The following is a 25,965-nucleotide window of genomic DNA, read 5'->3' on the forward strand; positions in this document are numbered from 1 at the left end:
GGATGGACTGCTGCCAAGAGGCGCGCGACCTGGCAGCACCGGCATGACCCATACCAAGGACCCGAAATGAACGCTACCCAGCAACGCATTGACCAGCTCGTCAAATCCAGTGACGTGGTGCTTTTCATGAAAGGCACAGCCCAGTTCCCGATGTGCGGTTTTTCAGGCCGAGCCATCCAGGTGCTCAAGGCCTGCGGCGTGAACAAGCCCGCCACCGTGAACGTGCTGGAAGACGAAGAAATCCGCCACGGCATCAAGGAATACAGCAACTGGCCGACGATTCCCCAGCTCTACGTCAAAGGCGAGTTTGTAGGCGGCTCGGACATCATGATGGAGATGTACCAGAACGGCGAGCTCCAGCAGGTGTTAGACACGCCGGCTGCCTGATTCAGGCGCCAGTCCTGGTGCTGACCGGATGCCGCCGGGGTCAGTGCGTATAGCCCTCGCAGGCGCCGGCATTGACCCGGCCCTTGCATTCCCGTCTGAGCCGTTCCGTGCGCTCTTTTCGGGTTTCCTGCGATCCGGGCAGGAATTTGGTGCTTCCCTGCTTCTTTGCGGGCGAAGCCTTTTTAGCCTTCTCGGTGGCGGCCAAGCCGGGTGCGGACGACAAGCCCATACACAAGGCCATGGCCACAAACGCGCCGCGCCGGAAAAACAAGTGTTGAGTCATTTTTACTCTCCCTGAAAGGGCGGTCACACGCCGCCTGCCTGCACAAACCGGTCACTGCAATTTGGCGTCGCCATACACCTGATCGTCCGGCGGCGCATCGGCGGGCATGCGGAAACTCTCGCTGGCCCACGCGCCCAGATCCACATTTTTGCAGCGCTCGCTGCAAAAGGGGCGAAACCGGTTCTCCGACCCGTAAACACTGGGGCCGCTGCAGGTGGGACAGACCACGATTTTGGGTTTGGGCAGATCTGAAGTCATCTTCGAACTCAAGCTTGAAGCCAATCGCGAATTCAGGAACAAAGCGTTAATTCAAAAGCAGCATCTTCAGTGGAAGAATGCAGCCGGTCGTCGCTCTCATGGCGCATCAGGCGCACAGAAGCCATCAGGCGGTTGCCGCTGATTTCGGGAATCAGCCCCAAGGTCGGGTCGATGCGCAGGCGCAGCAACTGGAAAGTGCGCCCCTGCGGCAGGGTCTGCTGGTACTGCCCGCCGGTCGCCACCACCTTTTGCGGCAGACCGGAGTCTCGCAGCAACTTCAGCAACACCCGGATCGATTCGGCCAGGGGTACCAGGGTTGCAATCCAGCGCTGCAAATCCTTTTGGCGCGTCGCTGAATCAAAATGCTGCCAGGCAAAATAAGCCGGCAAATCGAATTCGCAGGTTCCGCCCGGGATGCCGATGCGACTGCGGATGCTCATGAGCCAGTCGTTTTCCGTCAGTGACTGGCCGGCTTTTCCGGGCAAGCTGCTCAGGGACGAAAAACACCCTTCGAGCTGTGACGTGACCTCGTCAAGCACCGCCTCGGAAATCGCCGGGTTGCCACGGTAACCGTTGAGCGCATGTTTTTGCCTGTCCAGGTCTTTGAGCACATCCGTCTTGAGGTCGGCGCGCGCCGCCACATCCATCACTTCAAAAATGGTTGTGATGGCGTAGTGGTGATCGGTCGGGTGCTCCCCCACCGCCAGTTCGCCCAGACGATGAAAGAGATGCTCAAGCCGCAAATAGGTGCGAATGCGTTCGTTGAAGGGATATTCGTAAAGAATCACTGCGATATATCTTTTTCAGCGGGATGGACCAACCATCATAGCTCGAAGCGCTGCGCCAGTTGCCGCACCATCAGCTCCAGCGCAGACAGCCTCAAGGCACCATCGTTGCAAATGCAGAGGTCAGCTGCAGCGAGCCGCTGGCTGCGGCTGGCCTGCCCAGCCATCACCTGCAGAACCATATCCCGGCTCCAGCCATTGCGACCCATGACCCGGCTGATCTGCGTTTCCTCATCGCAGTCCACCACAAGCACCTGATCGACCTGCTGGCGCCAGCGACCCGACTCCACCAGCAGCGGCACATCAAACACAATGCAGGCGTACCCCGATTGCAGCGCCTGCGCGGCCTGCCGCTCGGTCTCCTGGGCAACCAGGGGATGAACAATGGCTTCCAGCCGTTTTCGGGCCTGGGGATTGCTGAAAATCAGCTGACGCATGTGGTCGCGGTCCAATGCCCCTTCGGGGGTGACAAAGGCCGCACCAAACTGCTGCGCAATCAGTCCCATGGCCGAGCCGCCCGCTGCGGTGGCCTGACGCGAAATCGCATCTGCGTCGACAAGTGCTGCGCCGCCGGCTGCCAACATGCCAGCAACGGTGCTTTTGCCGCTGCCAATGCCGCCGGTCAACCCTACGCGCAAGACCTGCATGACGCTACAGACCTACAACTCGCAAAATGGCCTGCGGGCCAAACACCATGGCAGTCAACCCGGCGCCCGCCAGAAACGGGCCGAAGGGCACGTAGCCGCCTTCGCGCAAACCGCTGGAAAATTTCATGGCGATGCCAACCCCGGCGCCTATGACGGAGGCCATCAGGATGACAGGCACCAGGGCTGACCAGCCAAACCATGCACCCAAGGCCGCGAACAGCTTGAAGTCCCCGTAACCCATGCCTTCCTTGCCGGTTACCAGCTTGAAAGCCCAATACACCAGCCACAGTGACAGATAACCTGCCACAGCGCCCCACAAGGCCTGACTCAACCCGGTAGCCGGGTTCCAGTTCAGGGCGGCCACGATCAGTCCCGCCCACAACAACGGAAGTGTGATGTCGTCGGGCAAAAGCGTTGTATCCCAGTCGATCAGCGCAAGTACCAACAGGGACGCTGCAAACCCGGCCCAGGCCAGAGCCGTCCAGCTCAAGCCCCAGCGCCAGGCGCAGAAAAAGAACAGGGCGCCGGTGACTGCTTCCACCAGCGGGTAACGCACACCGAATTTGGTGCCGCATACCGAGCACTGCCCCTTGAGGAAGAGGTAGCTCAGGACAGGAATGTTTTCGTACCAGCGGATCACATGGCCGCAATTCGAGCAGCGCGACCGCGGCACTAGCAGGTTGAAGGATTCAGCAGCCGGCGGCGCGGTACCAGTGATTTCGGCGCATTCCAGCGACCACTGGCGCTCCATGATTTTCGGCAGCCGGTAAATCACCACATTCAAAAAACTGCCAATGAGGAGCCCCAATATGCCGGCCAGCGTGGCGTCGGCACCTGCAGGCAGACCGGACACCCACCCCGGCATCAAACCACTTGGCCCAGCTTGAAGATAGGCAGGTACATGGACACCACGATGCCGCCAATCAGTCCGCCGAGGAAAACGATGATGATCGGCTCCATCAAGCTGGACAAACCAGCGACCATTTCATCGACCTCCGCCTCATAGAAGTCCGCAGCTTTCCCCAGCATATGGTCCACCGACCCCGACTCCTCGCCGATGGCACACATCTGCAACACCATGGTGGGAAACAGGTTGGCATTGCCCATGGCCGCTGTCAGGCTGGTGCCTGTGGACACTTCCTGCTGGATTTTTTCGGTCGCGTCGGCATAGAGAGAGTTGCCCGATGCTCCGCCCACCGAGTCCAGGGCCTCCACCAGCGGCACGCCGGCTGCGAACATGGTGGACAGCGTGCGTGTCCAGCGCGCAATGCATGACTTTTCGATCAGGACACCAAAAACCGGCACCTTCAGCAGCACACGGTCCATGACACGCTGGATTTTTTCACTGCGACGCCAGGCCTGCATGAAAAAGTAGAAGCCGCCGCCGATGCCGCCGAAAATCAGCCACCAATAAGCCACGAAAAATTCGCTGATGGCCATCACAAAAAGTGTCGGCGCAGGCAGATCCGCGCCAAAAGACGAGAAAACCTCCTTGAATGCGGGAATCACAAAAATCATGATCACTGCGACGACCACGAATGCCACCACGACCACCGAAGCGGGGTACATCAGCGCCGACTTGATTTTCGACTTGATGGCTTCGGTTTTTTCCATATAAACCGCCAGCCGGTCCAGCAGCGCTTCAAGAATACCGGCAGCCTCACCGGCCTCCACCAGATTGCAATACAAGGCGTTGAAGTACAGCGGGTATTTGCGAAAAGCTGCGCTGAGCGAGGTGCCGGTTTCCACGTCCGTGCGTACATCATTCAACAATTTGGTCACACGGGCGTTGGCGTTGCCACGCCCGACAATATCGAAAGACTGCAGAAGTGGCACACCAGCCTTCATCATGGTGGCAAGCTGGCGCGTGAAAAGGGCAATGTCCTTGGGCTTGATGGACTTGCCGGAGCGCATGCTGCGCTTTTTGATTTTGGTGGGAAACACGCCCTGACGGCGAAGCGAGGCTTTGACCTGGTTTTCGCCGACGGCACGGGTTTCACCACGCACCTGTTTGCCGTTGCGGTCCTTGCCCTCCCATTCGAAGACGAATTCCTTGATGCTGGATGTTGCGGTTGCCATAGTGCCTTCTTCAAATACCGACGTGTCTGTATCTACATGTTGGTGCAGGCCAGGATTTCTTCGAGCGAAGTCATGCCAAGCTTGACCTTGTGCAAGCCGGCTCCGCGCAGGCTTTTGACGCCTTCTGTCTCCGCCTGTGCGGCAATCTCGAGCGCACTGCCATCACGCAGAATGATGCGCTGGAGCTCCTCCGTGATAGGCATGACCTGGTAGATGCCAACCCGGCCTTTGTAGCCGTTGTTGCACATCGAGCAACCCACAGGACGGAAAGGTGTCCAGGACCCATCCACGTCTTCCTCCTTGAAACCGGCGTCGAGCAGGGTTTCGCGTGGAATGTCGGTGGGAGCCTTGCAGGCCGGGCACAGGCGCCGCGCCAGGCGCTGGGCGGTGATCAGGATTACGCTGGACGCAATATTGAAGGGTGCAATCCCCATATTGCGCAGCCGGGTCAGTGTGGCGGGCGCATCATTGGTGTGGAGGGTGGAGAGCACCAGGTGCCCGGTCTGCGCGGCCTTGATGGAAATTTCTGCGGTTTCAAGATCGCGGATCTCGCCGACCATGATGATGTCGGGGTCCTGGCGCAAAAAGGCTTTCAGGGCCACCGAAAAGGTCAGACCGGCCTTGTCGTTCATGCTGACCTGGTTGACGCCGGGCAAATTGATCTCGGCTGGATCTTCCGCTGTCGAAATGTTGACTCCGGCTTTATTCAGGATATTCAGGCAGGTGTACAGGGACACGGTTTTCCCGGAGCCCGTCGGCCCCGTCACCAGCACCATGCCATAAGGGCGCGCCACCGCATTGAGCAGGCGTTCCTTCTCGATGGGCTCATATCCCAGTGCGTCGATGCCCAGCTTCGCGCTACTGGGATCAAGGATACGAATCACGATCTTTTCGCCGAACATCGTGGGCAAGGTGCTGACCCGGAAATCGATGACACGGTCGGGACCGATCTTCAGCTTCATTTTCCCGTCTTGCGGAACCCTCTTTTCAGAGATGTCCATTTTTGAAATGACCTTGATCCGCGAAGCCAGTTTTTCCTTGATAGCCACCGGCGGAGAGGCGATCTCCCGCAACTCGCCGTCGATCCGGAATCGCACCCGGTAAGTGTGTTCATAAGGCTCAAAATGCAGATCCGAGGCCCGCATGCTGAACGCGTCCAGCAGCATCTTGTGCAAAAACTTGACGACCGGCGCATCTTCCACCTCGGCCACGCCAGCGTCGTTGCTGTCCACGCTGGCTGCTTCTGCGGTGGACTCGTCAAACTCAAAGTCATCGCCGATGATGCTGTCCATGGCCTCGGAGGCCGTGGTGGCCGATGCCTCCACCATCTTCGACAACTTGTCGTATTCAGCGATGACCCAGTCCACCCCCATCTGAGTCGAAAACTTGATTTTTTCCGCCGCCTCCTGGTCGGAGGGGTCTGCGGTCGCAACAATCAGGCGATTGCTGCGTTTGCTCAAAACCACGATCCGGTAGGCTTGGCAGATTTTGGTGTCGAGTAGCCCCTTGGGCAGGCGCTGCGTGTCAATCGCTTCCAGATCGAGAAGCGGAGCCGCAAATGCGGAAGACATGGTGTGCGCCAGATCAGACGCTGACACGACGCCAGAACCAGTCAGCTCGGCAATAAAGCTGGTGCGGCTGCTTTGTGCCTTGCGAAAAATGTCTTCTGCGGCTTTCTGCCCCAGCTTGCCGGCCGTCACCAACGCCCGGCCCAATCCGGGCAAAGCGGGCGCGTTTACAACGGTTTCGACTGCGGCCATGAATTTGCGAATCTATCTCGAATTTATAAAATTGACATCATCGCCGATCACCCACACGCTGTAAATCGAAATGGCCTGAACCCGGCGGCCGGTGTTGGAAGCAGGACAACGAATAGCGACAACCGGCAAGAAGATGGCGGCGATCGGTCGGGGTAAGAAGATTCGAACTTCTGGTCTCTACGTTCAGACCGTAGCGCTCTACCAGGCTGCGCTACCCCCCGATAGACGCTGGGTCAGGCGTCAGGAACGGCGCTGCAGCAACTCAGACGCCAATTCCAGCAAGGCTTCGCTGTAGGGGTTGCGCCCAAAGGCTGCCAGCGCCTGAATCGCCCGTTGCGCCTCGGAGGCGGCGGCGTCCCGCGTAGCCTGCAGGGCGCCAGTTTGTTTCACGATGGCGATGATTTCAGCCAGCCCTTCCGACCCACCGGTCTCTATGGCGTGGCGGATGACGGCATGCTCCGACGCCGTGCCACGCTGCATGGCGATAATCAGCGGCAACGTGGCTTTGCCCTCCCGCAGATCGTCCCCGAGGTTTTTACCCATCTCCGCCGCATCACCGTCATAGTCGAGCACATCGTCAATCACCTGAAAAGCGGTGCCGAGCGACTGCCCGTACTCGGCACACGCTTGCTCGATCATGGGCGGAGCGCCTGCCAGCAGGGCGGCCAGCCTGGCGCTGGCTTCAAAGAGTTTGGCCGTCTTGGAACGGATCACGCGCAGATAGCCGCTCTCGGACAGGCTGGCGTCGTGCATATTCATCAGCTGCAACACCTCGCCTTCGGCAATGACGTTGGTGGCCTCGGCCAGGGTTTGCATGATCCGCATGTCACCAGCATCCACCATCATCTGGAAAGCCCGGGAGTACAGAAAATCACCCACCAGAACACTGGCCGGATTGCCAAAAGCCGCATTGGCCGTGGCCCGCCCCCGGCGCATGGCGGATTCGTCCACCACGTCATCGTGGAGCAAGGTCGCAGTGTGTATGAATTCCACAACAGCTGCCAGGTTGAAACGCTGCTCGCCGCAGTAGCCAAGCGCACCGCACATCAGCAACAGCAGCGCGGGCCGCAGGCGCTTTCCGCCGGCAGCGATGATGTATTGCGACACCTGGCTGACCAGTGGTACGTCGGAGCAAAGGCGGCGCGTGATCACCGCGTCCATGGCCTGCATGTCGCCGGCGATCAGGGCCAGCGCAGCGGTCGTGCTAGAGGAATTGGCGGTCAAGGCGGTCCAGACAAGAGATTAGCCAGATTATAGGAAGCCCGGGACCGGATCCCGCCGGCCCTTCCGGTCAGACGGGGGTAATGCGGGGTTTTCAGCGCCCCGTGCTAGAATCATAGGCTCTGTGGAAATTCGTCCGCAGAACTCAATTTAAGAGGTCTTACATGTACGCGGTCATAAAAACCGGTGGCAAACAATACAAAGTTGCTACTGGTGAAAAAATTAAAGTAGAACAGATTGCTGCGGACGTAGGCCAAGAGATCGTTATTGACCAGGTATTGGCTGTCGGAGTAGGCAGCACGATCACGGTTGGTACGCCCTTGGTGTCCGGTGCTACTGTTACGGTTACTGTCCTGTCGCAAGGCAGGCACGACAAAGTTCGCATTTTCAAAATGCGCCGTCGCAAACATTACCAAAAACGCCAGGGTCACCGGCAAAATTTCACTGAACTGCAAATCGGCGCCATCGTCGGTTAAGCAGGAAAGTCCCAGGACGTACCAGGAGTATTGAAAAATGGCACAGAAAAAAGGCGGCGGCTCCACGCGAAACGGGCGCGATTCGCAGCCCAAGATGTTGGGTGTCAAGAAATTCGGCGGCGAAGTGATCAACGCTGGCAGTATCATCGTGCGCCAGCGCGGCACCAAGTTCCACCCGGGCACCAACGTTGGCATCGGCAAGGACCACACCCTGTTTGCTCTGGTGAACGGTTCGGTCTCGTTTGCCATCAAGGGCTCGCTGAACAAGCACACCGTCAATGTGACCCCGGCGTAAGCTGATCACTTCGATGGCATCGAAGCCCCGCTTGGTCGGGGCTTTTTTGTTTTGTCCACGCTAGTTCGTAAACTAACCCGGAGTCCCGCCAGGCCTCTCCTGCTGCCAGATACCTTCAGACCATGAAATTTGTTGACGAAGCCTATATTGACATCGCGGCGGGTGATGGCGGGAGTGGTTGCGTCTCGTTTCGCCACGAAAAATACAAGGAATTTGGCGGCCCGAACGGTGGCGATGGCGGGCGCGGCGGCCATGTGTACGCCCTGGCTGATATCAACTTGAACACGCTTGTCGATTTCCGCTTCTCGCGCCGGCATGAAGCGCGCAACGGCGAACACGGCATGGGTTCGGACATGTTTGGCGCAAAAGGCGACGACATCATCCTCAAGATGCCGGTAGGCACCATCCTGACCGACGCCGAAACCGGCGAGGTGCTGTTTGAGCTGCTGGTGCCCGGCGAGGAAATCCTGATCGCCAAGGGTGGCGACGGCGGATTCGGCAATTTGCGCTTCAAAAGCTCCACCAACCGCGCGCCGCGAAGCAAAACACCGGGCTGGCCCGGCGAGCGCAAAAGCCTCAAGCTCGAGCTCAAGGTGCTGGCCGATGTCGGCCTGCTGGGCATGCCAAACGCGGGCAAGTCCACCTTTATTTCGGCAATCTCGAATGCGCGACCCCGCATCGCCGACTACCCATTCACCACGCTGCATCCCAACCTGGGCGTGGTCCGCGTAGGGCCTGAACAAAGTTTTGTGGTCGCGGATTTACCGGGCCTGATCGAGGGCGCGTCCGAAGGCGCGGGGCTGGGCCACCTGTTTTTACGCCATCTGCAGCGCACTCGCCTGTTGCTGCACATCGTGGACATGGCGCCGTTTGATGAAAGCGTCGATCCCGTCGCGCAAGCCAAAGCAATTGTCGGCGAGCTCAAAAAGTACGATGCGGCGCTTTATGACAAGCCACGCTGGCTGGTGCTCAACAAACTGGACATGGTCGACGATGACAAACGCGCGGCACTGGTCAAGGATTTCGTCAAGCGCTTCAAGTTCAAGGGACCGGTATTCGAGATTTCGGCGTTGACGCGCGAAGGCTGCGAGCAGCTCGTCAAGACGATTTATCAACACGTTAAAAGTGTGCAAAAAAGCGAACAGGCCCCTGAAGAGATCGACCCGCGTTTTGCCGATCTGCCAGGCGAGCCAGAGCCGAACTGAGTCGCAGCGATCTCGGATCGCTACTATCATCATAGCTGCCAGCGACCACCCATCAAGGCCCAGAGCACCAAAATCACCTGAACATGCAAGAAAAAACAGGTTCCCAGGTTCTTCTGAACGCCAAGCGCATCGTGGTCAAGGTCGGCTCCAGCCTGGTGACCGACGAAGGCCGCGGGCTCGATGCCGCGGCCATAGGGCTGTGGTGCCAGCAACTGGCTGTGCTGGTCAAAAGCGGCCGTGAGGTCATCATGGTCAGCAGCGGCGCCATTGCCGAAGGCATGAAACGCCTGGGATGGACTACCCGCCCCAAGGCCATTCATGAACTGCAGGCGGCGGCGGCCGTCGGCCAGATGGGCCTGGTGCAGGTGTACGAAAGCCAGTTGCGCGACCACGGCGTTGGCAGCGCCCAGGTGCTGCTCACACACGCTGACCTGGCCGACCGCGAACGCTACCTGAACGCCCGCTCCACCCTGCTGACCTTGCTGCAGCTGGGTGTGGTGCCGGTCATCAATGAAAACGATACCGTGGTCAACGACGAGATCAAGTTCGGCGACAACGACACTCTGGGTGCCCTCGTCGCCAACCTGGTGGACGCCGACGCGCTGGTCATCCTGACCGACCAGAAGGGCCTGTACAGTGCCGACCCCCGCAAAGACCCCAACGCCCGCTTCATCCGTGAAGCCATTGCCGGCGATCCGACGCTGGAGGCCATGGCCGGCGGGGCCGGCTCCAGCATCGGCAAGGGGGGCATGATCACGAAAATCCTGGCGGCCAAACGCGCAGCTGGTTCGGGCGCTTCCACCGTGATCGCCTGGGGCCGGGAGCCGAACGCGCTGGTCCGGCTAACGCAGGGCGAGGCTATCGGCACCCTGCTGGTCGCCCAGACACCCAAGAATCAGGCCCGCAAGCGCTGGATGGCCGACCACTTGCAGCTGCGCGGTTCGGTGGTTGTCGATTTGGGTGCAGCCGGCAAAGTACGCGATGAAGGCAAAAGCCTGCTGCCCATTGGCATGACATCGGTGCAGGGCGAGTTTTCGCGCGGTGACGTGATTGCCGTGCACGACCCTGCGGGCTGCGAGATTGCGCGCGGGCTGGCCAACTACTCGAGCGCGGAGGCCAGGCTGATTTGCCGCAAGCCCTCGGCGGAGTTTGAAAAGCTGCTGGGCTACACCGGCGAAGCGGAAATGGTCCATCGGACCAACCTGGTTCTTACCGGCTATAACCTTGCGTCTTGAGCTGGCGAACAATTTCACCGACCGAAGAGGCCGGGGCCGAATTGTCGCAAGCACCCACACGGGCGAACTTCAATGCATGCCGCGATGGCATGTTCCCGAACATGGAATGCCATTGCGGTTTCTCCACATCGCGCCAAAGGCCTTCCGGCGTGTAGCGGGCATAAGTCTTGAATTCCCCGCTTGAGCAGCGCAGACCTTCATAAAGCACGTTGCGCGCACCGCTGGCGCTGGTGGCGACGACCACGTAACGAACAATGCCGTCCTTGCCAATACTCAAGCTGGCCGGGTCCACACCGTACACCAGGGACGAGCCGCTGGAAACGTCAAAATTCAGAAGTTTTCCCGCGTCGAAAGCGGGCGGCGGCGGCACCTCACCCTCCTGCCAGTCCAGCGCGTCGACCACAGTTTGCGCCCAGGCAGTCAGAGACAGACCGAGCACAAACGCCAGGCCCAAGGGTCTAAATTTCATGGTTATCGTTCCTGGAAGCGGCTGCCACGTTGGTCTGCGGATCGGGTTCAAAGGTTGCCCCGGGAGGGAGCTCAAAAGAGGCGCCCGGCATCCCGGCGCTGCGCAATCCTTGATCGCCCGCCCCGGCATCCACGAGATCGCGCTGGCGCAGGCCACCGCGCAGGTAGCGGTTACGGTGGTCAGGCCTCACGTCGAATCGGTTATCGGCACGCGGCACAAAACGCGACAGCTCGGTCAGCGCCATTTCGTAAACACCGCGCTTGAACTCCACCACCACGTCGAGCGGCACCCAGTAGTCGTTCCACCGCCAGGCGTCGAACTCGGGATGGTCGGTGGCGCGCAGGTTCAGGTCCCAGTCGTGGCCGACCAGTTGCAGGAGAAACCAGATTTGTTTCTGGCCTTTGTAATGTCCGCGCGCATCGCGGCGAATAAACCGGTCGGGTACCTCATAGCGCAACCAGTCCCGGGTCCGGGCAAGCACCTGCACATGTTGCGGCAACAGCCCCACTTCTTCATGCAATTCGCGGAACATGGCCTGCTCGGGATTTTCGCCCCGGTCAATGCCGCCCTGCGGAAACTGCCAGGAGTGGGTGCGTATGCGCTTGCCCCAAAATACCTGACTTCTCTGGTTGAGCAAGATGATGCCGACGTTGGGCCGAAAGCCGTCCCGGTCAAGCATAATCAAACCTCAAATTTTATAAACTGAGTCCATTATGCACAGCAGAATGCTCAGAGCCAAGCGCACCTCGGGGCCGCCGTCCCAAAAACTTCACGAAGCCCGAAAAAACAAGCCATGAAAGCCTCCCAGTTCTTCATTTCCACGCTCAAGGAAGCGCCCGCCGATGCCGAAATTGTCAGCCACCAGCTGATGACGCGCGCCGGCATGATCAAGAAACTGGGCGCCGGCATTTACACCTACATGCCCATGGGTCTGCGCGTGATCCGCAAGGTTGAAGCCATCGTGCGTGAGGAAATGAACCGCGCCGGCGCGGTCGAGTTGAGCATGCCTGTCATCCAGCCCGCTGAACTGTGGCAGGAGACAGGGCGGTTTACCACCAACGGACCGGAGTTGTTGCGTATCAAGGATCGGCACGACCGCGACTACGTTGTCCAGCCCACCAGCGAAGAAGTCATCACGGATACCGCGCGCCAGGAGTTCAGAAGCTACAAGCAGCTACCCAAGAACCTGTACCAGATCCAGACCAAGTTTCGCGACGAGCGCCGTCCCCGCTTTGGCCTGATGCGCGGCCGTGAATTCACCATGAAAGATGCCTACAGCTTCGACCGGGATTTAACCGCCGCCAAGAAGAGCTACGACATCATGAGTGAGGCCTATCGCCGTATCTTCGACCGCTTCGGCCTGCGCTACCGCGCCGTGGCCGCCGACAGCGGCGCCATAGGCGGCGACCTGAGCGAAGAGTTCCAGGTGATTGCCGCCACTGGCGAGGACGCCATCGTTTACTGCCAGGACAGCGACTACGCGGCCAACATGGAAAAAGCCGAGGCGCTGGCGCCGCAGGCCGGGCGCACGGCGGCCTCTCAGGTCCTGACCAAAACGGCCACACCGGGCAAGGCCACCTGTGCCGACGTGGCGGAGCTGTTGGCGATTCCGCTGCAATCAACGGTCAAGTCCCTGGTGCTGGCTACGGACGGGGTCGACGACGCTGGCAAGGTCACCAAGACCCAGGTCTGGCTGCTGTTGCTGCGCGGCGACCACGACATGAACGAGGTCAAGGTCGGCAAGGTGGCCGGCCTCACAGGTTTTCGTTTCGCAACGCTGGCCGAGATTGAGGATCACTTCGGCTGCAAGCCGGGTTACCTCGGCCCGCTCATGCTCCAGAAGCCAGTCAAACTGGTGGTGGACCGCGAGGTCGCTGCCATGGCCGACTGGGTCTGCGGCGCCAATGAGCCGGATGTCCACCTGACCGGCGTCAACTGGGGTCGCGACCTGCCAGAACCCACCCAGATCGCGGACCTGCGCAATGTGGTGGCCGGTGACCTGTCGCCCGATGGCAAAGGTGTTCTGGCGATTGAACGCGGCATCGAGGTCGGTCATGTTTTTGTGCTGGGCACCAAATACAGCCAGGCCATGAACGCCACTTTTCTCGATGAAAACGGCAAGCCGCAGTTCCTGCAGATGGGCTGCTACGGCATAGGCATCACCCGCCTGCCAGCCGCTGCCATCGAGCAAAACCATGACGAGCGCGGCATCATCTGGCCCGACGCGATTGCGCCCTTCACGGTGGTGCTGTGCCCCATCAGCCCGGACCGCTTCCCCGATGTCAAAGCCGCAGCAGACAAGCTTCATGACGAGCTGGCCGCCGCTGGCGTGGACGTGATTCTCGACGACCGCGGCGAGCGCCCGGGCGCCATGTTTGCCGACTGGGAGCTCATCGGTGTGCCGCACCGCGTGACCATTGGCGACCGCGGGCTCAAGGAGGGGCAGGTCGAGTACCAGCACCGCCGCGACACCGCTGCCAGCAACGTGGCGGCCGGTGAGGTTTTTGCTTTCCTGAAGGGCAAACTGGCGGCATGAGGGCAGCGGCGCCCGACCCCGCCAGCCTTGCAAGGAGAACATGCCTCCAGTCCTTGTCAGCCGGGGCTTTACTTCTATTTATTTCAAATCAAACCAGCGCAGGCGCGCAGATTGAGGAACCGCTGATCGACTCGGTGCGTACGGCGCTGAGTTCAGCTGTTCTCAGCAGCGCGCCTCCCATTCCTGAATTTCGCGACACCGAAAGCCGGCTGGCCCACCTGCGCTGGCTGGGTGCCATGAGCGAGCGCCTGCGCAAGAAGAAGCCGGAGTGGCAGGTGCGCAAGGAATTCCTGCAAACCGTCTGGTACGAAAGCAAGCGGGCCGGTCTGGACGTGGCGCTGGTACTGGGCCTGATTCAGGTTGAGAGCAACTTCCGCAAGTTTTCGGTCAGCCCGGTTGGCGCGCGCGGCTACATGCAGGTCATGCCGTTCTGGACGCGCGTGATTGGCGACGGCGACGCCGGCAAGCTGTTTCACATGCAGACCAATTTGCGTTTTGGTTGCGTGATTCTGCGCCACTACCTGGACCGGGAAAAAGGCGACCTGTTCATGGGCCTGGGTCGCTACAACGGTTCGCGCGGCAAGGCGGCCTATCCGGATGCTGTGCTGGGTGCGAGAAAGCTCTGGGAGTTCGCGGCGTAGGGATTCAGGACCGGGAATCGGAAATCGGGAATCGGGAATCGGGAATCGGGAATCGCCAGCAATATCAAGCCGAATTGGCCTCCAGCCCTTTACCCACGGACGTTAGAAGCTATCAATATAAGAGCACTCAATCATTGGCCTGCGGCGCCTGCCCTCACTCGGACGTATGTGTGGCGCCAGCAAACTGTCGTTCTGCAGCGAACCAGGCCAGCACCGGCAGCGTGCCGGGCAACACCGGCCTGACCGCCACCGGCAGGCGTTGCCAGGCAAACAGCTGGCCTTCGCGCATGTGCAGCTCGCCAGTCCATTCGAAAACCTTGCAGAAATTGAGCCGCACCAGTGCATGCGGGTAGTCCACCAGCTCAACTTTCCAGGGATGGACAGCGGCCAGGGTGATGCCAATTTCTTCGTGAAGCTCGCGGCGCAGCGCCTGCTCCACCGTTTCACCCTGCTCCAGCTTGCCGCCGGGAAACTCCCAGTAGCCCTCGTACACCTTGCCGGGAGGTCGCGAGGTCAGCAAGAAGTCGCCGTCGGCGCGCACCAGCACGCCAACCGCCACATCGACCACCTTGCGCGCTTGCCCGTCCTGCAAGCCCTCACGAGGCCGGTCGCCGTCTGCCACCAGCACGGCCACTTCAGTAGTCCTGCGCGTTGCCGGCCGGGTTGCCGCGTTGATAGTCAGCGACCTTGGCGCGCTGCGGCGCGAGAGACTCGTTGCCTGCAGCCCTGCCCGCATAGTCACGCGCGAACTGATAGGCCACACGGCCGCTGCGCGAGCCGCGCTCCAGCGCCCAGACCAGGGACTCGGGTTTTGCCGCGGCAATTGCTGCATCGTCCACGCCGAAAGATGACAGCCACTGCGCCACGATGATCAGGTACTCGTCCTGGCTGAAGGGGTAGAAGCTGACCCACAAGCCAAAACGCTCGGACAGCGAGATCTTTTCTTCCACCACCTCGCCGGGATGGAGCTCGCCATCGTCGCTGTGTTTGTAGCTGAGGTTTTCCTTCATGTACTCGGGCAGCAGGTGGCGGCGGTTGCTGGTGGCATAAATCAGCACATTGGCCGCAGTAGCGGCCACCGAACCATCCAGCACGGATTTGAGCGCCTTGTAGCCAGACTCGCCTTCGTCAAAGCTGAGGTCATCACAAAACACGATAAATTTTTCAGGACGCCCGGTCACCACGTCCACGATGTCGGGCAGGTCCGTCAGGTCGGCCTTGTCCACCTCGATCAGGCGCAGGCCCTGCGGTGCGTATTCATTGAGGCAGGCGCGAATGAGGGACGACTTGCCGGTGCCGCGCGCCCCCGTCAGCAACACGTTGTTGGCCGGCTTGCCGCTGACAAACTGCCCGGTGTTGCGCTGTATTTTTTCCTTCTGACCGTCGATTTCCTTCAGATCGGTCAGGTTCATGACGCCCAGATGTTTCACCGGTTCCAGGGCGCCATGGCCCGAGCTACGCTTGCGGTAGCGCCAGGCCACGGCCTGGGGCCAGTCGGGTGCAGACAGCGGCTGCGGCAGCACGGATTCAATACGCGCCAGCAGAGACTCTGCGCGCGCCATCAGGCGTTCAAATTGCTCGTTCATGCTTGGAAAGATTCTTAGCTGCGGTAGTCCGCGTTGATCTTGACGTAGTCGTAGGACAGGTCGCAGGTCCAGACGGTATCTGCAGCGGTGCCACGGCCCAGCGACACACGCACGGTGATTTCGCTTTGTTTCATCACGCGCTGGCCGTCAGCCTCCACATAGTCCACATACCGGCCACCGTTTTTGGCTACCAGCACGTCGTCGAGGTAGAGGTCAATCTTCGTCTGGTCGAGATCGGTGATGCCGGCATAACCGACCGCCGCCAGGATACGGCCGAGGTTGGGATCGCTGGCAAAAAACGCCGTTTTGACCAGCGGCGAATGCGCAATCGCATACGCCACCAGACGGCATTCCGCGCCCGTCTTGCCGCCTTCGATCTGGATGGTGATGAACTTGGTGGCCCCTTCGCCGTCGCGGACGATGGCCTGCGCGAGCTGGCGCGCAACACCGAGCATGGCGGCCTTCAGGGCCTGGCCGTCCACGCTGTCCAGGGAGGTGATGACCGCATGTTTCGCGCGGTTCGTGGCCATCACCACAAAGGAGTCGTTGGTAGAGGTGTCGCCATCCACCGTCACGCGGTTGAACGAGCCTTCGGCCAACTCGGTTGCCAGTTGCGTCATCAGGTCCTGCGCCACGCAGGCGTCGGTCGCCAGGAACCCCAGCATGGTCGCCATGTTCGGCCGGATCATGCCGGCGCCCTTGGCTGTACCAGTGATCGTTACAAGCGCATCGCCCACCATGATGCGCGCTGAAAAAGCCTTGGCCACGGTATCGGTGGTCATGATCGCCTCGGCCGCCTTGCCCCAGTGGGTGGCATGCGCGTCAGCCACGGCCGCCGGCAAGCCGGCCGCAATGCGGTCGTGCGGCAGGGGCTCCATGATCACGCCGGTGGAAAACGGCAGGACCTGCTCAGGCGCAATGTTCAGCTCACGCGCCAGCGCGATGCAGCTGGCTTGCGCACGGTTCAGGCCATCGACGCCGGTGCCCGCATTGGCATTGCCGGTGTTGATGAGCATCGCGCGTATGCCCAGGCTCTTGCCGCCGTTTCGGGCCAGGTGCTCGCGGCAGATCTGGACCGGCGCGGCGCAAAAGCGATTCTGGGTGAATACCGCGCCGACCGAGGTGCCTTCGTCAAGCAGCAGCACAGACAGGTCCTTGCGGCCGGCCTTGCGGATGCCCGCCTCGGTGATGCCCCAGCGCACGCCGGGCACGGGATGGAGCTGGTCGGCCGGCGTGGCAAGCAGGTTCACAGGCATGTTGTGTTGGCTCCAGAAGCAGGCCGACGGGCGAAACTCAATTGAGCTTGCCGTGGCAGAGTTTGTATTTTTTTCCAGAGCCGCAGGGGCAGGGATCGTTGCGGCCGACACGCGGCACCGCACCAGCTGGCAAGGCCTGCTTGTAGCGTTGTGGCTGCTCGTCAACCCTGGTTTCGACGTCGCCGGTTTCGGTCGGTCCCGTGTAGGTCACGTTGGCGATCCGCTCTGCACGATCTTCCATTTCCTCGGCGGCCTGTCCAAGCTGTTCACCCGACTGCACCTGCACCGTCATGAGAATTTTGGTGACCTCATTTTTGACGCTGTCGAGCAACTGGCCGAACAACTCGAACGCCTCGCGCTTGTATTCCTGCTTGGGTTGCTTCTGGGCATAGCCGCGCAGGTGGATACCCTGGCGCAGGTGGTCGAGCGCGCTCAAGTGGTCGCGCCAGTGCTTGTCGATGCTTTGCAGCAGCACAATGCGCTCGAACTGGGTGAAGTTTTCTTCACCGATTTTTTCAACCTTGCCGGCAAACGCCTCATTGGCGGCAGCGATGACTTTTTCCAGCAGGTCTTCATCGGTAATGGCGCTGGCTGCCTCGACTTCCTGCTGGAGCGACAGCTCCATCTCCCACTCGTCACGCAGAACCTTCTCCAGACCCGGGATATCCCATTGCTCCTCGACGCTTTCAACCGGAATGTACTGCCGGGTCAGGTCGGTGAAGCAGCCTTCGCGCAGGGAGGCTATCTGCTCCGTCAGGCTGGTCGCGTCCATGATGTCGTTGCGCTGCTGGTAGATCACCTTGCGCTGGTCGTTGGACACATCATCGTATTCCAGCAACTGCTTGCGAATATCAAAGTTGCGCGCCTCGACCTTGCGTTGGGCCGATTCGATGCTGCGCGTCACGATGCCGGCCTCAATGGCCTCACCGTCGGGCATCTTGAGCCGCTCCATGATCGCGCGGACCCGGTCCCCGGCAAAAATGCGCATCAGCGGGTCGTCCAGGCTCAGGTAAAAACGCGAGGACCCCGGGTCACCCTGACGCCCGGACCGGCCGCGCAGCTGGTTGTCGATGCGGCGGGATTCGTGGCGCTCGGTGGCGATGATGCGCAAGCCACCCAGGGTCTTGACCTTTTCATGCTCCTGTGTCCACTCGGCACGCAGGCGGACGACTTCCGCCTCCTTGCCTTCAGAGGGAGCCGTTTCCATGGCTTCGACCGCCTCGATACGCTTTTCAACGTTGCCGCCCAGCACGATGTCGGTGCCTCGCCCTGCCATGTTGGTTGCAATCGTGATCATGCCGGGGCGGCCGGCCTGGGCCACAATCTCGGCTTCACTCGCATGCTGTTTGGCATTAAGCACCTGATGCGGCAGCTTTTCCTTTTCCAGCAGCTTGTCGATGATTTCTGAATTTTCAATCGAGGTGGTGCCCACCAGCACAGGCTGGCCGCGCTCATGGCACTCGCGGATGTCCTTGATGGCTGCTTCGTATTTTTCGCGCGTGGTCTTGTAGACGCGGTCCAGCTGATCTTCGCGCCGGCTCGGCCGGTTCGGCGGAATCACCGTGGTTTCGAGGCCATAAATCGACTGGAACTCAAAAGCCTCGGTATCGGCCGTGCCGGTCATGCCCGACAGCTTGCCGTACAGGCGGAAATAATTCTGGAACGTGATCGACGCCATGGTCTGGTTCTCAGGCTGAATCTGGACGCCTTCCTTGGCTTCCACAGCCTGATGCAGGCCTTCGCTCCAGCGCCGTCCCGACATCAAGCGGCCGGTGAACTCGTCAACAATGACAATTTCGCCTTCCTGAACGACGTAGTGCTGGTCGCGGTGGTAGAGGTTGTTGGCCCTGAGCGCCGCGTACAGATGGTGCATCAACGAAATATTCGCCGGATCGTACAGCGTGGCGCCTTCCGGGATGAGGCCCAGGCTGAACAGGATCCGTTCGGCGTTTTCATGCCCCTGCTCGGTCAGGAACACTTGTTGCGTTTTTTCGTCAAGCGTGAAGTCGCCTGGCTTGATGACGCCTTCGCCCGTGCGCGGATCGGCTTCGCCCTCTTGCCGGGTCAGCAGCGGCACCACCTTGTTCATCGCCAGGTACATCTCGGTGTGGTCTTCGGCCTGGCCGCTGATGATCAGTGGCGTGCGGGCCTCATCGATCAGGATCGAATCCACCTCATCGACGATGGCGAAGTTCAGGCCACGCTGCACGCGGTCAGCCACTTCATAGACCATGTTGTCGCGCAGGTAGTCGAAGCCGAATTCGTTGTTGGTGCCGTAGGTGATGTCGCAGCGGTAGGCTTCCTGCTTTTCCTCGCGCGGCATGTTGGGCAGATTGATGCCGACGGTCAGGCCGAGAAAGTTGTACAGCCGGCCCATCCAGCGCGCGTCACGGCTGGCCAGGTAGTCGTTAACGGTCACGACGTGGACGCCTTTGCTGGTCAAGGCATTGAGGTACACCGGCAGCGTAGCGGTCAGGGTCTTGCCTTCTCCCGTCCCCATTTCAGAAATCTTGCCGTTGTGCAAGGCCATGCCGCCCAGCAGCTGCACGTCGAAATGGCGCATTTTCATGGCGCGCTTGCTGCCTTCGCGGACAACGGCAAACGCCTCGGGAAGAATCGCGTCCAGTGTTTCGCCTGCGGCGACGCGGTCTATGAATTCCCGGGTTTTGGCGCGCAGCTCGGTGTCGTCGAGCTTTTCAAGCGGCGCTTCCAGCGCGTTGATACGCTCTATGGATTTGCGGTAGGTTTTGAGCAGCCTGTCGTTGCGGCTGCCGAAGATTTGGGTCAGGATATTGGAAGCCATAAATACGAGGCCGCGCTGGCAGCTCCCATGAGCTGGCAGTGCGGCCGTAATCCCTTATTGAGTATCGACGTACGTGTGGGCGCTTGCAGTTTGTTCAACTGCACGCCAAAAGGGAGATTTTACCTCTGCCGCGCTGTTACTTCGGGCGGGCCATCTGGCCGGGCTGCGCGGTTGACGGCAAGGTGACGGCGGCAAGTGCCGGGGGCTGCGGCAGTTTCTGGCCAGCTGTGAGAAATTTCTGCGGATCCTGGTAAACACCCTGAACCAGCACCTCAAAATGCAGGTGAGGTCCGGTCGAGCGGCCTGTGGTGCCTACTTCGGCTATTTTCTGGCCCCGTTTGATCAGGTCGCCCTTCTTGACCAGCACCCTGGAAGCATGCGCATAACGCGTCACCAGGTCGTTGCCATGGTCGACTTCCACCATGTTGCCGTAGGCCGGGTGGTACTCTTGCGCGACGACCACGCCACCTGCAGCAGCCAGAATCGGCGTGCCAGGATCGGCAGGAAAGTCCAGGCCGGTGTGCAGCGCCGACCGGCCATTCAGGGGATCAAGGCGCCAGCCAAAAGACGAGCCGAGAATGCCGGCTTGCACCGGCTGCTGGGTAGGCACCATCATTTTTTTGATCTTCTGGTCAAACAGGCGCGACTCCATCACCGTCATCAGGTCCGCGCGCTGGTCGGTCAGCTTGTCAAGGTCGGACAGCGTAGCCTGCAGCTCTTCCATGGTGAGCGATCGGCCCGTCACCAGGACGCCACCTCGGCCGGGCTGCGTCTTGATATCGTTGGGATTGACGCCGGCCAGGCCGGACACCCGTTCGCCCAGCGCCTCGAGCTGCATCATCTTGGCCTGCATCTCGCCCAGCCTTTTGGCCATCGCATCGAGGTTTTCGCGCAGAAAACGGTCGCGTTGCTCAAACTCGTCTTTCACCACAAGTTTGACAAGCGAGCCGATGACTGGCCAGCCTTCGCGCGCCCCTTTGAGAAAAACCCAGTGGTACATGCCTGCGGCGACCAGCATCAGGGCCAGGGCCGCGACAAAGCCGACGACCACCAGCCGGGTGCCACTTAAATAAACGGCGCGACTTTTCGCAAGCCACGCATCCGTGATAATCAAATGCACGTATGCAACTCCTTGAAACCTGAGCCTAGCCGCCGTGGATTCCAGCCACCGTCCGCATCGGGCCGTCACTTTCAGCCAGGCTGCCCAGAACTCGCCTTCCCTGGCACGATTGACCAGCCTTGTCCAGGAATCCAATGACAGGCTCAAGGCGATTGAGTCCCTGATCCCTGAAGCACTGCGCCCGGCTATTCAGGCCGGCCCCATTGACCAGGGCGTCTGGTGCCTGCTGGTCGGCAGCAATGCGGCGGCGGCCAAAATCCGCCAACTCCTGCCCTTGATCCAGTCCCGCTTGGCCAGCAAAGGTTGGAAGGTTACCTCAATTCGGTTGAAGATACTAATAGCCCGAAAGTAATAGAAATCAGCCACGCCGCGTGGCGAAGGCATACGCAGCCTGATGAGGGTGCTATCGAAGTGATAGTTGCCTGTGCTGGCAGCGAACGCCTCGGGGGAGCACTGGGGAAATGGTGCCGCTTGTCGGATTCGAACTGACGACCTACCGCTTACAAGGCGGTTGCTCTACCAACTGAGCTAAAGCGGCACAAACCCCAGTTTACTTGACCTGTTATTTCACCCGTTTGAGTGAAGGCCGTTTGCCCTGCGGCGGCTTGGGCGGATCGGGTGGCTCCGGATCCTCCTCGCCGCCAGAGGCTGCATGGTTGGCCGGGACCAATTGTACGATCTTCGCCTCTGCGCCAGCGCCCACCGCCGGTTCCGCAGCTGCCTTCTCTGCGGGCAACAGCGCCGGCGCTGGGGACGCCGCAACATCAGCGCCAGCCAGTGGAGATTGCGACGCAGAAGTCGCCAGCGGAAACGCCATACCCTGACCGTTTTCGCGGGCATAAATGGCGACCACACGGCCAATCGGCACCAAGATTTCGCGCGCACTGCCGGCAAAACGCGCCTTGAACTCGATGAAGTCATTGCCCAGCTTGAGTGAGCTGGTGGCGTCAAAACTGATGTTGAGCACGATCTCGTTATTCTTCACGTACTCGCGCGGCACCTGCACCGTTTCATCCACAGCCACCGCCACATAAGGTGTGAGACCGTTGTCGGTGCACCAGTCGTACAGCGCCCGTATCAGATAGGGCCGCGTCGAAGTGGCATCCGGGGCGTTCATGAAATCAGCCACGCGTGACCCGGGCCAGGACGGCATGATGCGCGAAAAGCGCTGGACTCCATCCCTTCAAGCAGGGGCCGCAAAACCGGCTTTGCCGGGCTGCAAGCGCAGCGGCCCCTTCAGGGGGCAGCGCAGCGCACGCAGTGGCAAGGGTGGAGGCCATTATTTCCTCATGACCTTCTCGGACGGCGTCAACGCTTCGATGTAGGCCGGACGCGAGAAAATCCGTTCGGCGTACTTGAGCAGGGGCGCGGCATTTTTTGACAGGTCGATGTCGTAGTAGTCCAGACGCCACAGCAGCGGCGCAATCGCCACGTCGAGCATGGAAAAGTTGTCGCCGAGCATGAACTTGTTTTTCAGAAACACCGGTGCGAGCTGGGTGAGGCGGTCGCGGATGTGCGAGCGGGCTTTTTCCAGCGCCTTTTCATTGCCTTTGGAGGCGCGGGCTTCCAGCGTGTTGACGTGGACAAACAGTTCTTTTTCAAAATTGAGCAGGAACAGGCGGACACGTGCGCGGTCCACCGGGTCGCCGGGCATCAGCTGCGGATGCGGGAAACGCTCGTCAATGTACTCATTGATGATGTTCGACTCATACAGAATCAGGTCACGCTCGACCAGGATGGGCACCTGGCCGTAGGGATTCATGACATTGATGTCTTCCGGCTTGTTGTACAAGTCCACGTCGCGGATTTCGAAGTCCATGCCCTTTTCAAACAGCACAAAACGGCAGCGGTGGGAGAACGGGCAGGTCGTGCCTGAATAAAGGACCATCATGGTTGCGAACTCCTAAATGCAAAGGAGTGGATACGCTGAAGGCATCCACTCCAGAAGGTGCCGGGGAACAAGCTCCGGCGAAAAAAATTACTTGATGTCTTTCCAGAACGCAGCGTTCAGGCGCCATGCAATGAAGGTAAAGATCAGCAGGAAAAGCAGCACCCAGACGCCAACCCGAACGCGGGTGTTTTGTGCGGGTTCACCCATCCACTGCATATACCCCACCAGATCGGACACGGCCTGGTCATACTGCAGCGGGCTCATGGTGCCAGGCGTGACCTGCTTCCAGCCCTTGAAGGTGGAAACCTTGTGGCCGTGCTCTTCCTTTTCTTCGAAGATCGGTTTTCGCTCGCCCGACAACTCCCACAGCACATGCGGCATGGCCACGCTCGGGAAGGCCAGGTTGTTCCAGCCGGTGGCCTTGGTGTCGTCCCGGTAATAGGTGCGCAGGTAGGTGTAGAGATAGTCGGCACCGGAGCCGCCTTGGCCGGCGCGCGAACGGGCGATCACGGTCAGGTCGGGCGGGTTGCCGCCGAACCAGTCCTTGGCCTGCTTCGGATCGATGGCTGCCTTCATGGTCTCGCCAACCTTGTCGGTGGCGAAAAGCAGGTTGTCCTTGATCTGTTGCTCGGTCAGGCCGATGTCCGTCAGGCGGTTGTAACGCATGAAAGCGGCAGAGTGACAGTTCAGGCAGTAATTGACAAACAGCTTCGCGCCGTTTTGCAGGGCGCCCAGGTCGTTGGTCTTGTTGGGCGCCTTGTCCCAGGCAATGCCTGTAGTCGCCGCATGTGCCAGGTTGCCGGCCAGTGCCATCACGGCCACCAGCGCCAGAGCCAGTTGTTTCAATGTCTTCGTCATGTTCAGGTCTCCGGCTCAGTGGGCGGCAAAAGTCACGCGATCAGGGGGCGTCTTGAAGGTCCCCAAACGGCTCCACCACGGCATCAGCAGGAAGAAGCCAAAGTAAAACAGGGTTCCGATCTGCGACACACGTTCGTTGATCAGCGAAGGCGGCTTGATGCCCAGATAACCAAGCACCACGAAATTGATGACGAAAATACCGTAGAGATACTTGTGCCAATCGGGCCGGTATCGAATCGACTTGACCGGGCTGTGGTCCAGCCAGGGCAGGAAAAACAGGATGATGACCGCGCCGCCCATGACCACCACACCCCAGAACTTGGCGTCGATCAGCAGCATCGCGGCGATCGCCACCACAGCCGCGCCAACAATAGCCGCCTTGAACAGGCTTGCGATTTTTGCCTTGAGCACGGCCAGAACGACACCGGCCAGCACACAGGCGATCAGCGCGTACATCATCTCGCTGGTGATGGCGCGCAGCATCGAGTAATACGGCGTGAAGTACCAGACCGGGGCGATGTGCGACGGCGTCTTCAGCGAATCGGCGGGGATGAAGTTGTTGTACTCGAGGAAATAGCCGCCTGCCTCGGGCGCAAAGAAAATGATGGCCGAGAAAATCATCAGAAACACGCTGACGGCAAAAATGTCGTGCACCGTGTAATAGGGGTGAAAAGGGATGCCGTCCAGCGGTTTGCCATCTGCATCCTTGTACTTCTTGATTTCCACGCCGTCGGGGTTGTTGGATCCGACTTCATGCAGCGCGATCAGATGCGCGACCACCAGGCCCAGCAGCACCAGCGGCACGGCGATCACGTGGAAGGCGAAAAAGCGGTTCAAGGTGGCGTCACCGACCACGTAGTCGCCGCGGATCAGCAGCGCCAGGTCAGGGCCGATGAAGGGAATCGCGGCAAACAGGTTAACAATCACCTGGGCGCCCCAGTAGCTCATCTGGCCCCAGGGCAGCAGGTAACCCATGAAGGCCTCGGCCATCAGGCACAGGAAAATCGCGCAGCCGAAAATCCAGATCAGCTCGCGCGGCTTGCGGTAGCTGCCGTACATCAGGCCACGGAACATGTGCAGGTAAACCACCACGAAAAACGCCGAGGCACCGGTCGAGTGCATGTAGCGCACCAGCCAGCCCCACGGCACATCGCGCATGATGTATTCGACCGAGCCGAAAGCCAACGCGGCGTCGGGCTTGTAATGCATGGTCAGGAAAATACCGGTGACGATCTGGATGACCAGCACCAGCAGCGCCAGCGAGCCGAACACGTACCAGAAGTTGAAGTTCTTCGGCGCGTAGTACTCGGTCACATGCTCCTTCAGGAGCTTGCTCGCTGGAAAACGGTTGTCAACCCAGTTCATCAGCCGGGTTGCAGCCGGCGCGTCGGGGGAAATTTCTTTGAATTCAGCCATAAGGGATCCTATTTGCTAGTCGGTGAAGGACTTGGGCGGGCGCCACGCGGCACCGGCCAGCTTGTCCAGCAAAGCTTCAGGCTTTTTTGTCCTCACCGATCAGCAGCTTGGCGTCTGACAGGTACATGTGGGGCGGCACTTCCAGGTTGTCTGGCGCCGGCTTGTTTTTGTACACGCGACCGGCCATGTCAAAGGTCGAGCCATGGCAGGGGCACAGAAAACCGCCGTCCCAGTCATCGGGCAGGGAAGGCTGGGCACCGAGCTGGAATTTCGAGATTGGCGAGCAGCCCAGGTGCGAGCAGATGCCGACAGCCACGAAAATCTCGGGCTTGATGGAGCGGGCTTCGTTGCGAGCGTACTCGGGTGTGAGTTCGGCGGGCTTGCGCTTGGAGTTCGGGTCGGCCAGCTCCGCATCGTGCGTGCTCAATTCGGCCAGCTGCTCGGGCGTGCGCTTGACAATCCAGACCGGTTTGCCGCGCCATTCAACGGTGAGCATTTCGCCCAGTTTCATCGAAGAAATATCCACCTCTACCGAAGCGCCGGCGGCCTTGGCACGCTCAGACGGCTGGAAGGTACTGACGAAAGGCACGGCAACAGCGGCGGCACCGGCACCACCAACGGCGCAAGTGGTGATGATCCAGTTTCTTTTATCTTTATCGATGGGCGCGCTCAGCGGCGCCTTGAGGCTTGCTTCGGTCATGGGTGTCCTACAAGAACAGGCTTGAAAAACTTGAAAAAGGGCGTATTGGGGTCAACCC

General features: G+C 60.2%; 28 protein-coding genes and 2 tRNA genes. 8 read left to right on the forward strand and 22 right to left on the reverse strand.

Features of this window, described 5'->3' with window-relative positions; all coding sequences use genetic code 11:
• Window positions 1-66 precede the first annotated feature (66 nt).
• A complete protein-coding gene (grxD, locus tag ACESMT_RS02130) occupies window positions 67-387 on the forward strand; it encodes a Grx4 family monothiol glutaredoxin (protein ID WP_372824794.1) in 321 nt (106 codons plus the stop codon).
• A gap of 40 nt (window positions 388-427) precedes the next feature.
• On the opposite strand, the gene ACESMT_RS02135 is transcribed toward grxD, so the two are convergent.
• The 9 genes from ACESMT_RS02135 to ACESMT_RS02175 all read right to left on the reverse strand — a co-directional run bounded on the left by ACESMT_RS02135 (window position 428) and on the right by ACESMT_RS02175 (window position 7,423).
• Complete coding sequence (locus ACESMT_RS02135; RefSeq protein WP_372824795.1) at window positions 428-670, reverse strand: hypothetical protein; 243 nt, start codon at window positions 668-670, stop codon at window positions 428-430.
• Window positions 671-721: 51 nt separating this feature from the next.
• Window positions 722-928, reverse strand: a complete 207-nt coding sequence (locus tag ACESMT_RS02140; RefSeq protein ID WP_372824796.1) for a DNA gyrase inhibitor YacG — start codon at window positions 926-928, stop codon at window positions 722-724.
• A gap of 32 nt (window positions 929-960) precedes the next feature.
• Window positions 961-1,716 carry a cell division protein ZapD gene (gene zapD / locus ACESMT_RS02145; RefSeq protein WP_372824798.1) on the reverse strand — a complete coding sequence of 252 codons (756 nt, stop codon included), beginning with the start codon at window positions 1,714-1,716 and terminating at the stop codon, window positions 961-963.
• Window positions 1,717-1,751: 35 nt separating this feature from the next.
• On the reverse strand, window positions 1,752-2,360 hold the full coding sequence (coaE, locus tag ACESMT_RS02150) for a dephospho-CoA kinase (protein WP_372824800.1): 609 nt from the start codon (window positions 2,358-2,360) through the stop codon (window positions 1,752-1,754).
• A gap of 4 nt (window positions 2,361-2,364) precedes the next feature.
• Entirely contained in the window at window positions 2,365-3,225 is an 861-nt protein-coding gene (locus ACESMT_RS02155) for an A24 family peptidase (RefSeq protein WP_372824802.1), read from the reverse strand.
• On the reverse strand, window positions 3,225-4,439 hold the full coding sequence (locus ACESMT_RS02160) for a type II secretion system F family protein (RefSeq protein ID WP_372824804.1): 1,215 nt from the start codon (window positions 4,437-4,439) through the stop codon (window positions 3,225-3,227). The genes ACESMT_RS02155 and ACESMT_RS02160 overlap by 1 nt, the downstream gene beginning before the upstream one ends.
• Before the next feature lie 32 nt (window positions 4,440-4,471).
• Window positions 4,472-6,199, reverse strand: a complete 1,728-nt coding sequence (gene pilB, locus ACESMT_RS02165; RefSeq protein WP_372824806.1) for a type IV-A pilus assembly ATPase PilB — start codon at window positions 6,197-6,199, stop codon at window positions 4,472-4,474.
• Between the two features lie 147 nt (window positions 6,200-6,346).
• Window positions 6,347-6,420 (reverse strand) — tRNA-Gln (locus ACESMT_RS02170).
• A 19-nt stretch (window positions 6,421-6,439) separates the two neighbouring features.
• Window positions 6,440-7,423, reverse strand: a complete 984-nt coding sequence (locus ACESMT_RS02175) for a polyprenyl synthetase family protein (RefSeq protein WP_372824808.1) — start codon at window positions 7,421-7,423, stop codon at window positions 6,440-6,442.
• 161 nt (window positions 7,424-7,584) lie between these two features.
• On the opposite strand from ACESMT_RS02175, the gene rplU reads away from it, so the two are divergent.
• The 4 genes from rplU to proB all read left to right on the forward strand — a co-directional run bounded on the left by rplU (window position 7,585) and on the right by proB (window position 10,631).
• Window positions 7,585-7,896: a 50S ribosomal protein L21 gene (rplU, locus tag ACESMT_RS02180; protein ID WP_372824810.1), complete on the forward strand. Its 312-nt coding sequence runs from the start codon at window positions 7,585-7,587 to the stop codon at window positions 7,894-7,896.
• Window positions 7,897-7,933: 37 nt separating this feature from the next.
• Window positions 7,934-8,191: a 50S ribosomal protein L27 gene (gene rpmA / locus ACESMT_RS02185; protein WP_372824812.1), complete on the forward strand. Its 258-nt coding sequence runs from the start codon at window positions 7,934-7,936 to the stop codon at window positions 8,189-8,191.
• 122 nt (window positions 8,192-8,313) lie between these two features.
• Window positions 8,314-9,396 carry an Obg family GTPase CgtA gene (gene cgtA, locus ACESMT_RS02190; protein WP_372824814.1) on the forward strand — a complete coding sequence of 361 codons (1,083 nt, stop codon included), beginning with the start codon at window positions 8,314-8,316 and terminating at the stop codon, window positions 9,394-9,396.
• Between the two features lie 83 nt (window positions 9,397-9,479).
• The gene (gene proB, locus ACESMT_RS02195) at window positions 9,480-10,631 is read left to right on the forward strand and encodes a glutamate 5-kinase (protein ID WP_372824816.1); all 1,152 of its coding nucleotides are present in this window, start codon (window positions 9,480-9,482) and stop codon (window positions 10,629-10,631) included.
• Here proB and ACESMT_RS02200 read toward each other — a convergent pair.
• Both ACESMT_RS02200 and ACESMT_RS02205 read right to left on the reverse strand, forming a co-directional pair.
• On the reverse strand, window positions 10,606-11,100 hold the full coding sequence (locus ACESMT_RS02200; RefSeq protein WP_372824818.1) for a CNP1-like family protein: 495 nt from the start codon (window positions 11,098-11,100) through the stop codon (window positions 10,606-10,608). The genes proB and ACESMT_RS02200 overlap by 26 nt on opposite strands.
• Window positions 11,090-11,779, reverse strand: a complete 690-nt coding sequence (locus tag ACESMT_RS02205) for an RNA pyrophosphohydrolase (RefSeq protein WP_372824819.1) — start codon at window positions 11,777-11,779, stop codon at window positions 11,090-11,092. Before ACESMT_RS02205 ends, ACESMT_RS02200 begins: the two co-directional genes overlap by 11 nt.
• Before the next feature lie 114 nt (window positions 11,780-11,893).
• On the opposite strand from ACESMT_RS02205, the gene ACESMT_RS02210 reads away from it, so the two are divergent.
• Together ACESMT_RS02210 and ACESMT_RS02215 are read left to right on the forward strand one after the other, a co-directional pair.
• Complete coding sequence (locus tag ACESMT_RS02210) at window positions 11,894-13,636, forward strand: proline--tRNA ligase (protein ID WP_372824821.1); 1,743 nt, start codon at window positions 11,894-11,896, stop codon at window positions 13,634-13,636.
• The gene (locus tag ACESMT_RS02215) at window positions 13,633-14,277 is read left to right on the forward strand and encodes a lytic transglycosylase domain-containing protein (RefSeq protein ID WP_372824823.1); all 645 of its coding nucleotides are present in this window, start codon (window positions 13,633-13,635) and stop codon (window positions 14,275-14,277) included. The genes ACESMT_RS02210 and ACESMT_RS02215 overlap by 4 nt, the downstream gene beginning before the upstream one ends.
• 154 nt (window positions 14,278-14,431) lie before the next feature.
• Here the strand turns inward: ACESMT_RS02215 and ACESMT_RS02220 are convergent, their stop codons facing one another.
• The 5 genes from ACESMT_RS02220 to ACESMT_RS02240 all read right to left on the reverse strand — a co-directional run bounded on the left by ACESMT_RS02220 (window position 14,432) and on the right by ACESMT_RS02240 (window position 21,042).
• The gene (locus tag ACESMT_RS02220) at window positions 14,432-14,911 is read right to left on the reverse strand and encodes an NUDIX domain-containing protein (RefSeq protein ID WP_372824825.1); all 480 of its coding nucleotides are present in this window, start codon (window positions 14,909-14,911) and stop codon (window positions 14,432-14,434) included.
• Between the two features lies 1 nt (window position 14,912).
• Window positions 14,913-15,863, reverse strand: a complete 951-nt coding sequence (locus tag ACESMT_RS02225) for an ATP-binding protein (protein ID WP_372824827.1) — start codon at window positions 15,861-15,863, stop codon at window positions 14,913-14,915.
• 14 nt (window positions 15,864-15,877) lie between these two features.
• On the reverse strand, window positions 15,878-17,119 hold the full coding sequence (gene argJ, locus ACESMT_RS02230) for a bifunctional glutamate N-acetyltransferase/amino-acid acetyltransferase ArgJ (RefSeq protein ID WP_372824829.1): 1,242 nt from the start codon (window positions 17,117-17,119) through the stop codon (window positions 15,878-15,880).
• Window positions 17,120-17,156: 37 nt separating this feature from the next.
• Window positions 17,157-19,922, reverse strand: a complete 2,766-nt coding sequence (secA, locus tag ACESMT_RS02235) for a preprotein translocase subunit SecA (RefSeq protein WP_372824831.1) — start codon at window positions 19,920-19,922, stop codon at window positions 17,157-17,159.
• Window positions 19,923-20,058: 136 nt separating this feature from the next.
• The gene (locus tag ACESMT_RS02240; RefSeq protein ID WP_372824833.1) at window positions 20,059-21,042 is read right to left on the reverse strand and encodes a M23 family metallopeptidase; all 984 of its coding nucleotides are present in this window, start codon (window positions 21,040-21,042) and stop codon (window positions 20,059-20,061) included.
• Window positions 21,043-21,076: 34 nt separating this feature from the next.
• Here ACESMT_RS02240 and ACESMT_RS02245 point away from each other — a divergent pair, with 34 nt between their 5' ends.
• Entirely contained in the window at window positions 21,077-21,394 is a 318-nt protein-coding gene (locus ACESMT_RS02245) for a hypothetical protein (RefSeq protein WP_372824835.1), read from the forward strand.
• Between the two features lie 110 nt (window positions 21,395-21,504).
• Here ACESMT_RS02245 and ACESMT_RS02250 read toward each other — a convergent pair.
• The 6 genes from ACESMT_RS02250 to petA all read right to left on the reverse strand — a co-directional run bounded on the left by ACESMT_RS02250 (window position 21,505) and on the right by petA (window position 25,907).
• A tRNA-Thr gene (locus ACESMT_RS02250) sits at window positions 21,505-21,580 on the reverse strand.
• Between the two features lie 24 nt (window positions 21,581-21,604).
• Window positions 21,605-22,159, reverse strand: coding sequence for a ClpXP protease specificity-enhancing factor (locus tag ACESMT_RS02255; RefSeq protein ID WP_372824843.1), 555 nt, complete (start codon window positions 22,157-22,159; stop codon window positions 21,605-21,607).
• A gap of 162 nt (window positions 22,160-22,321) precedes the next feature.
• Window positions 22,322-22,933 carry a glutathione S-transferase N-terminal domain-containing protein gene (locus tag ACESMT_RS02260; RefSeq protein ID WP_077594012.1) on the reverse strand — a complete coding sequence of 204 codons (612 nt, stop codon included), beginning with the start codon at window positions 22,931-22,933 and terminating at the stop codon, window positions 22,322-22,324.
• A gap of 87 nt (window positions 22,934-23,020) precedes the next feature.
• Window positions 23,021-23,791, reverse strand: coding sequence for a cytochrome c1 (locus ACESMT_RS02265; protein ID WP_372824837.1), 771 nt, complete (start codon window positions 23,789-23,791; stop codon window positions 23,021-23,023).
• A gap of 15 nt (window positions 23,792-23,806) precedes the next feature.
• Entirely contained in the window at window positions 23,807-25,207 is a 1,401-nt protein-coding gene (locus ACESMT_RS02270) for a cytochrome bc complex cytochrome b subunit (RefSeq protein WP_372824839.1), read from the reverse strand.
• A gap of 76 nt (window positions 25,208-25,283) precedes the next feature.
• Complete coding sequence (petA, locus tag ACESMT_RS02275; protein ID WP_372824841.1) at window positions 25,284-25,907, reverse strand: ubiquinol-cytochrome c reductase iron-sulfur subunit; 624 nt, start codon at window positions 25,905-25,907, stop codon at window positions 25,284-25,286.
• Window positions 25,908-25,965: the final 58 nt, after the last annotated feature.

This window comes from Polaromonas sp., assembly GCF_041689105.1.
Classification (GTDB): domain Bacteria; phylum Pseudomonadota; class Gammaproteobacteria; order Burkholderiales; family Burkholderiaceae_C; genus Polaromonas.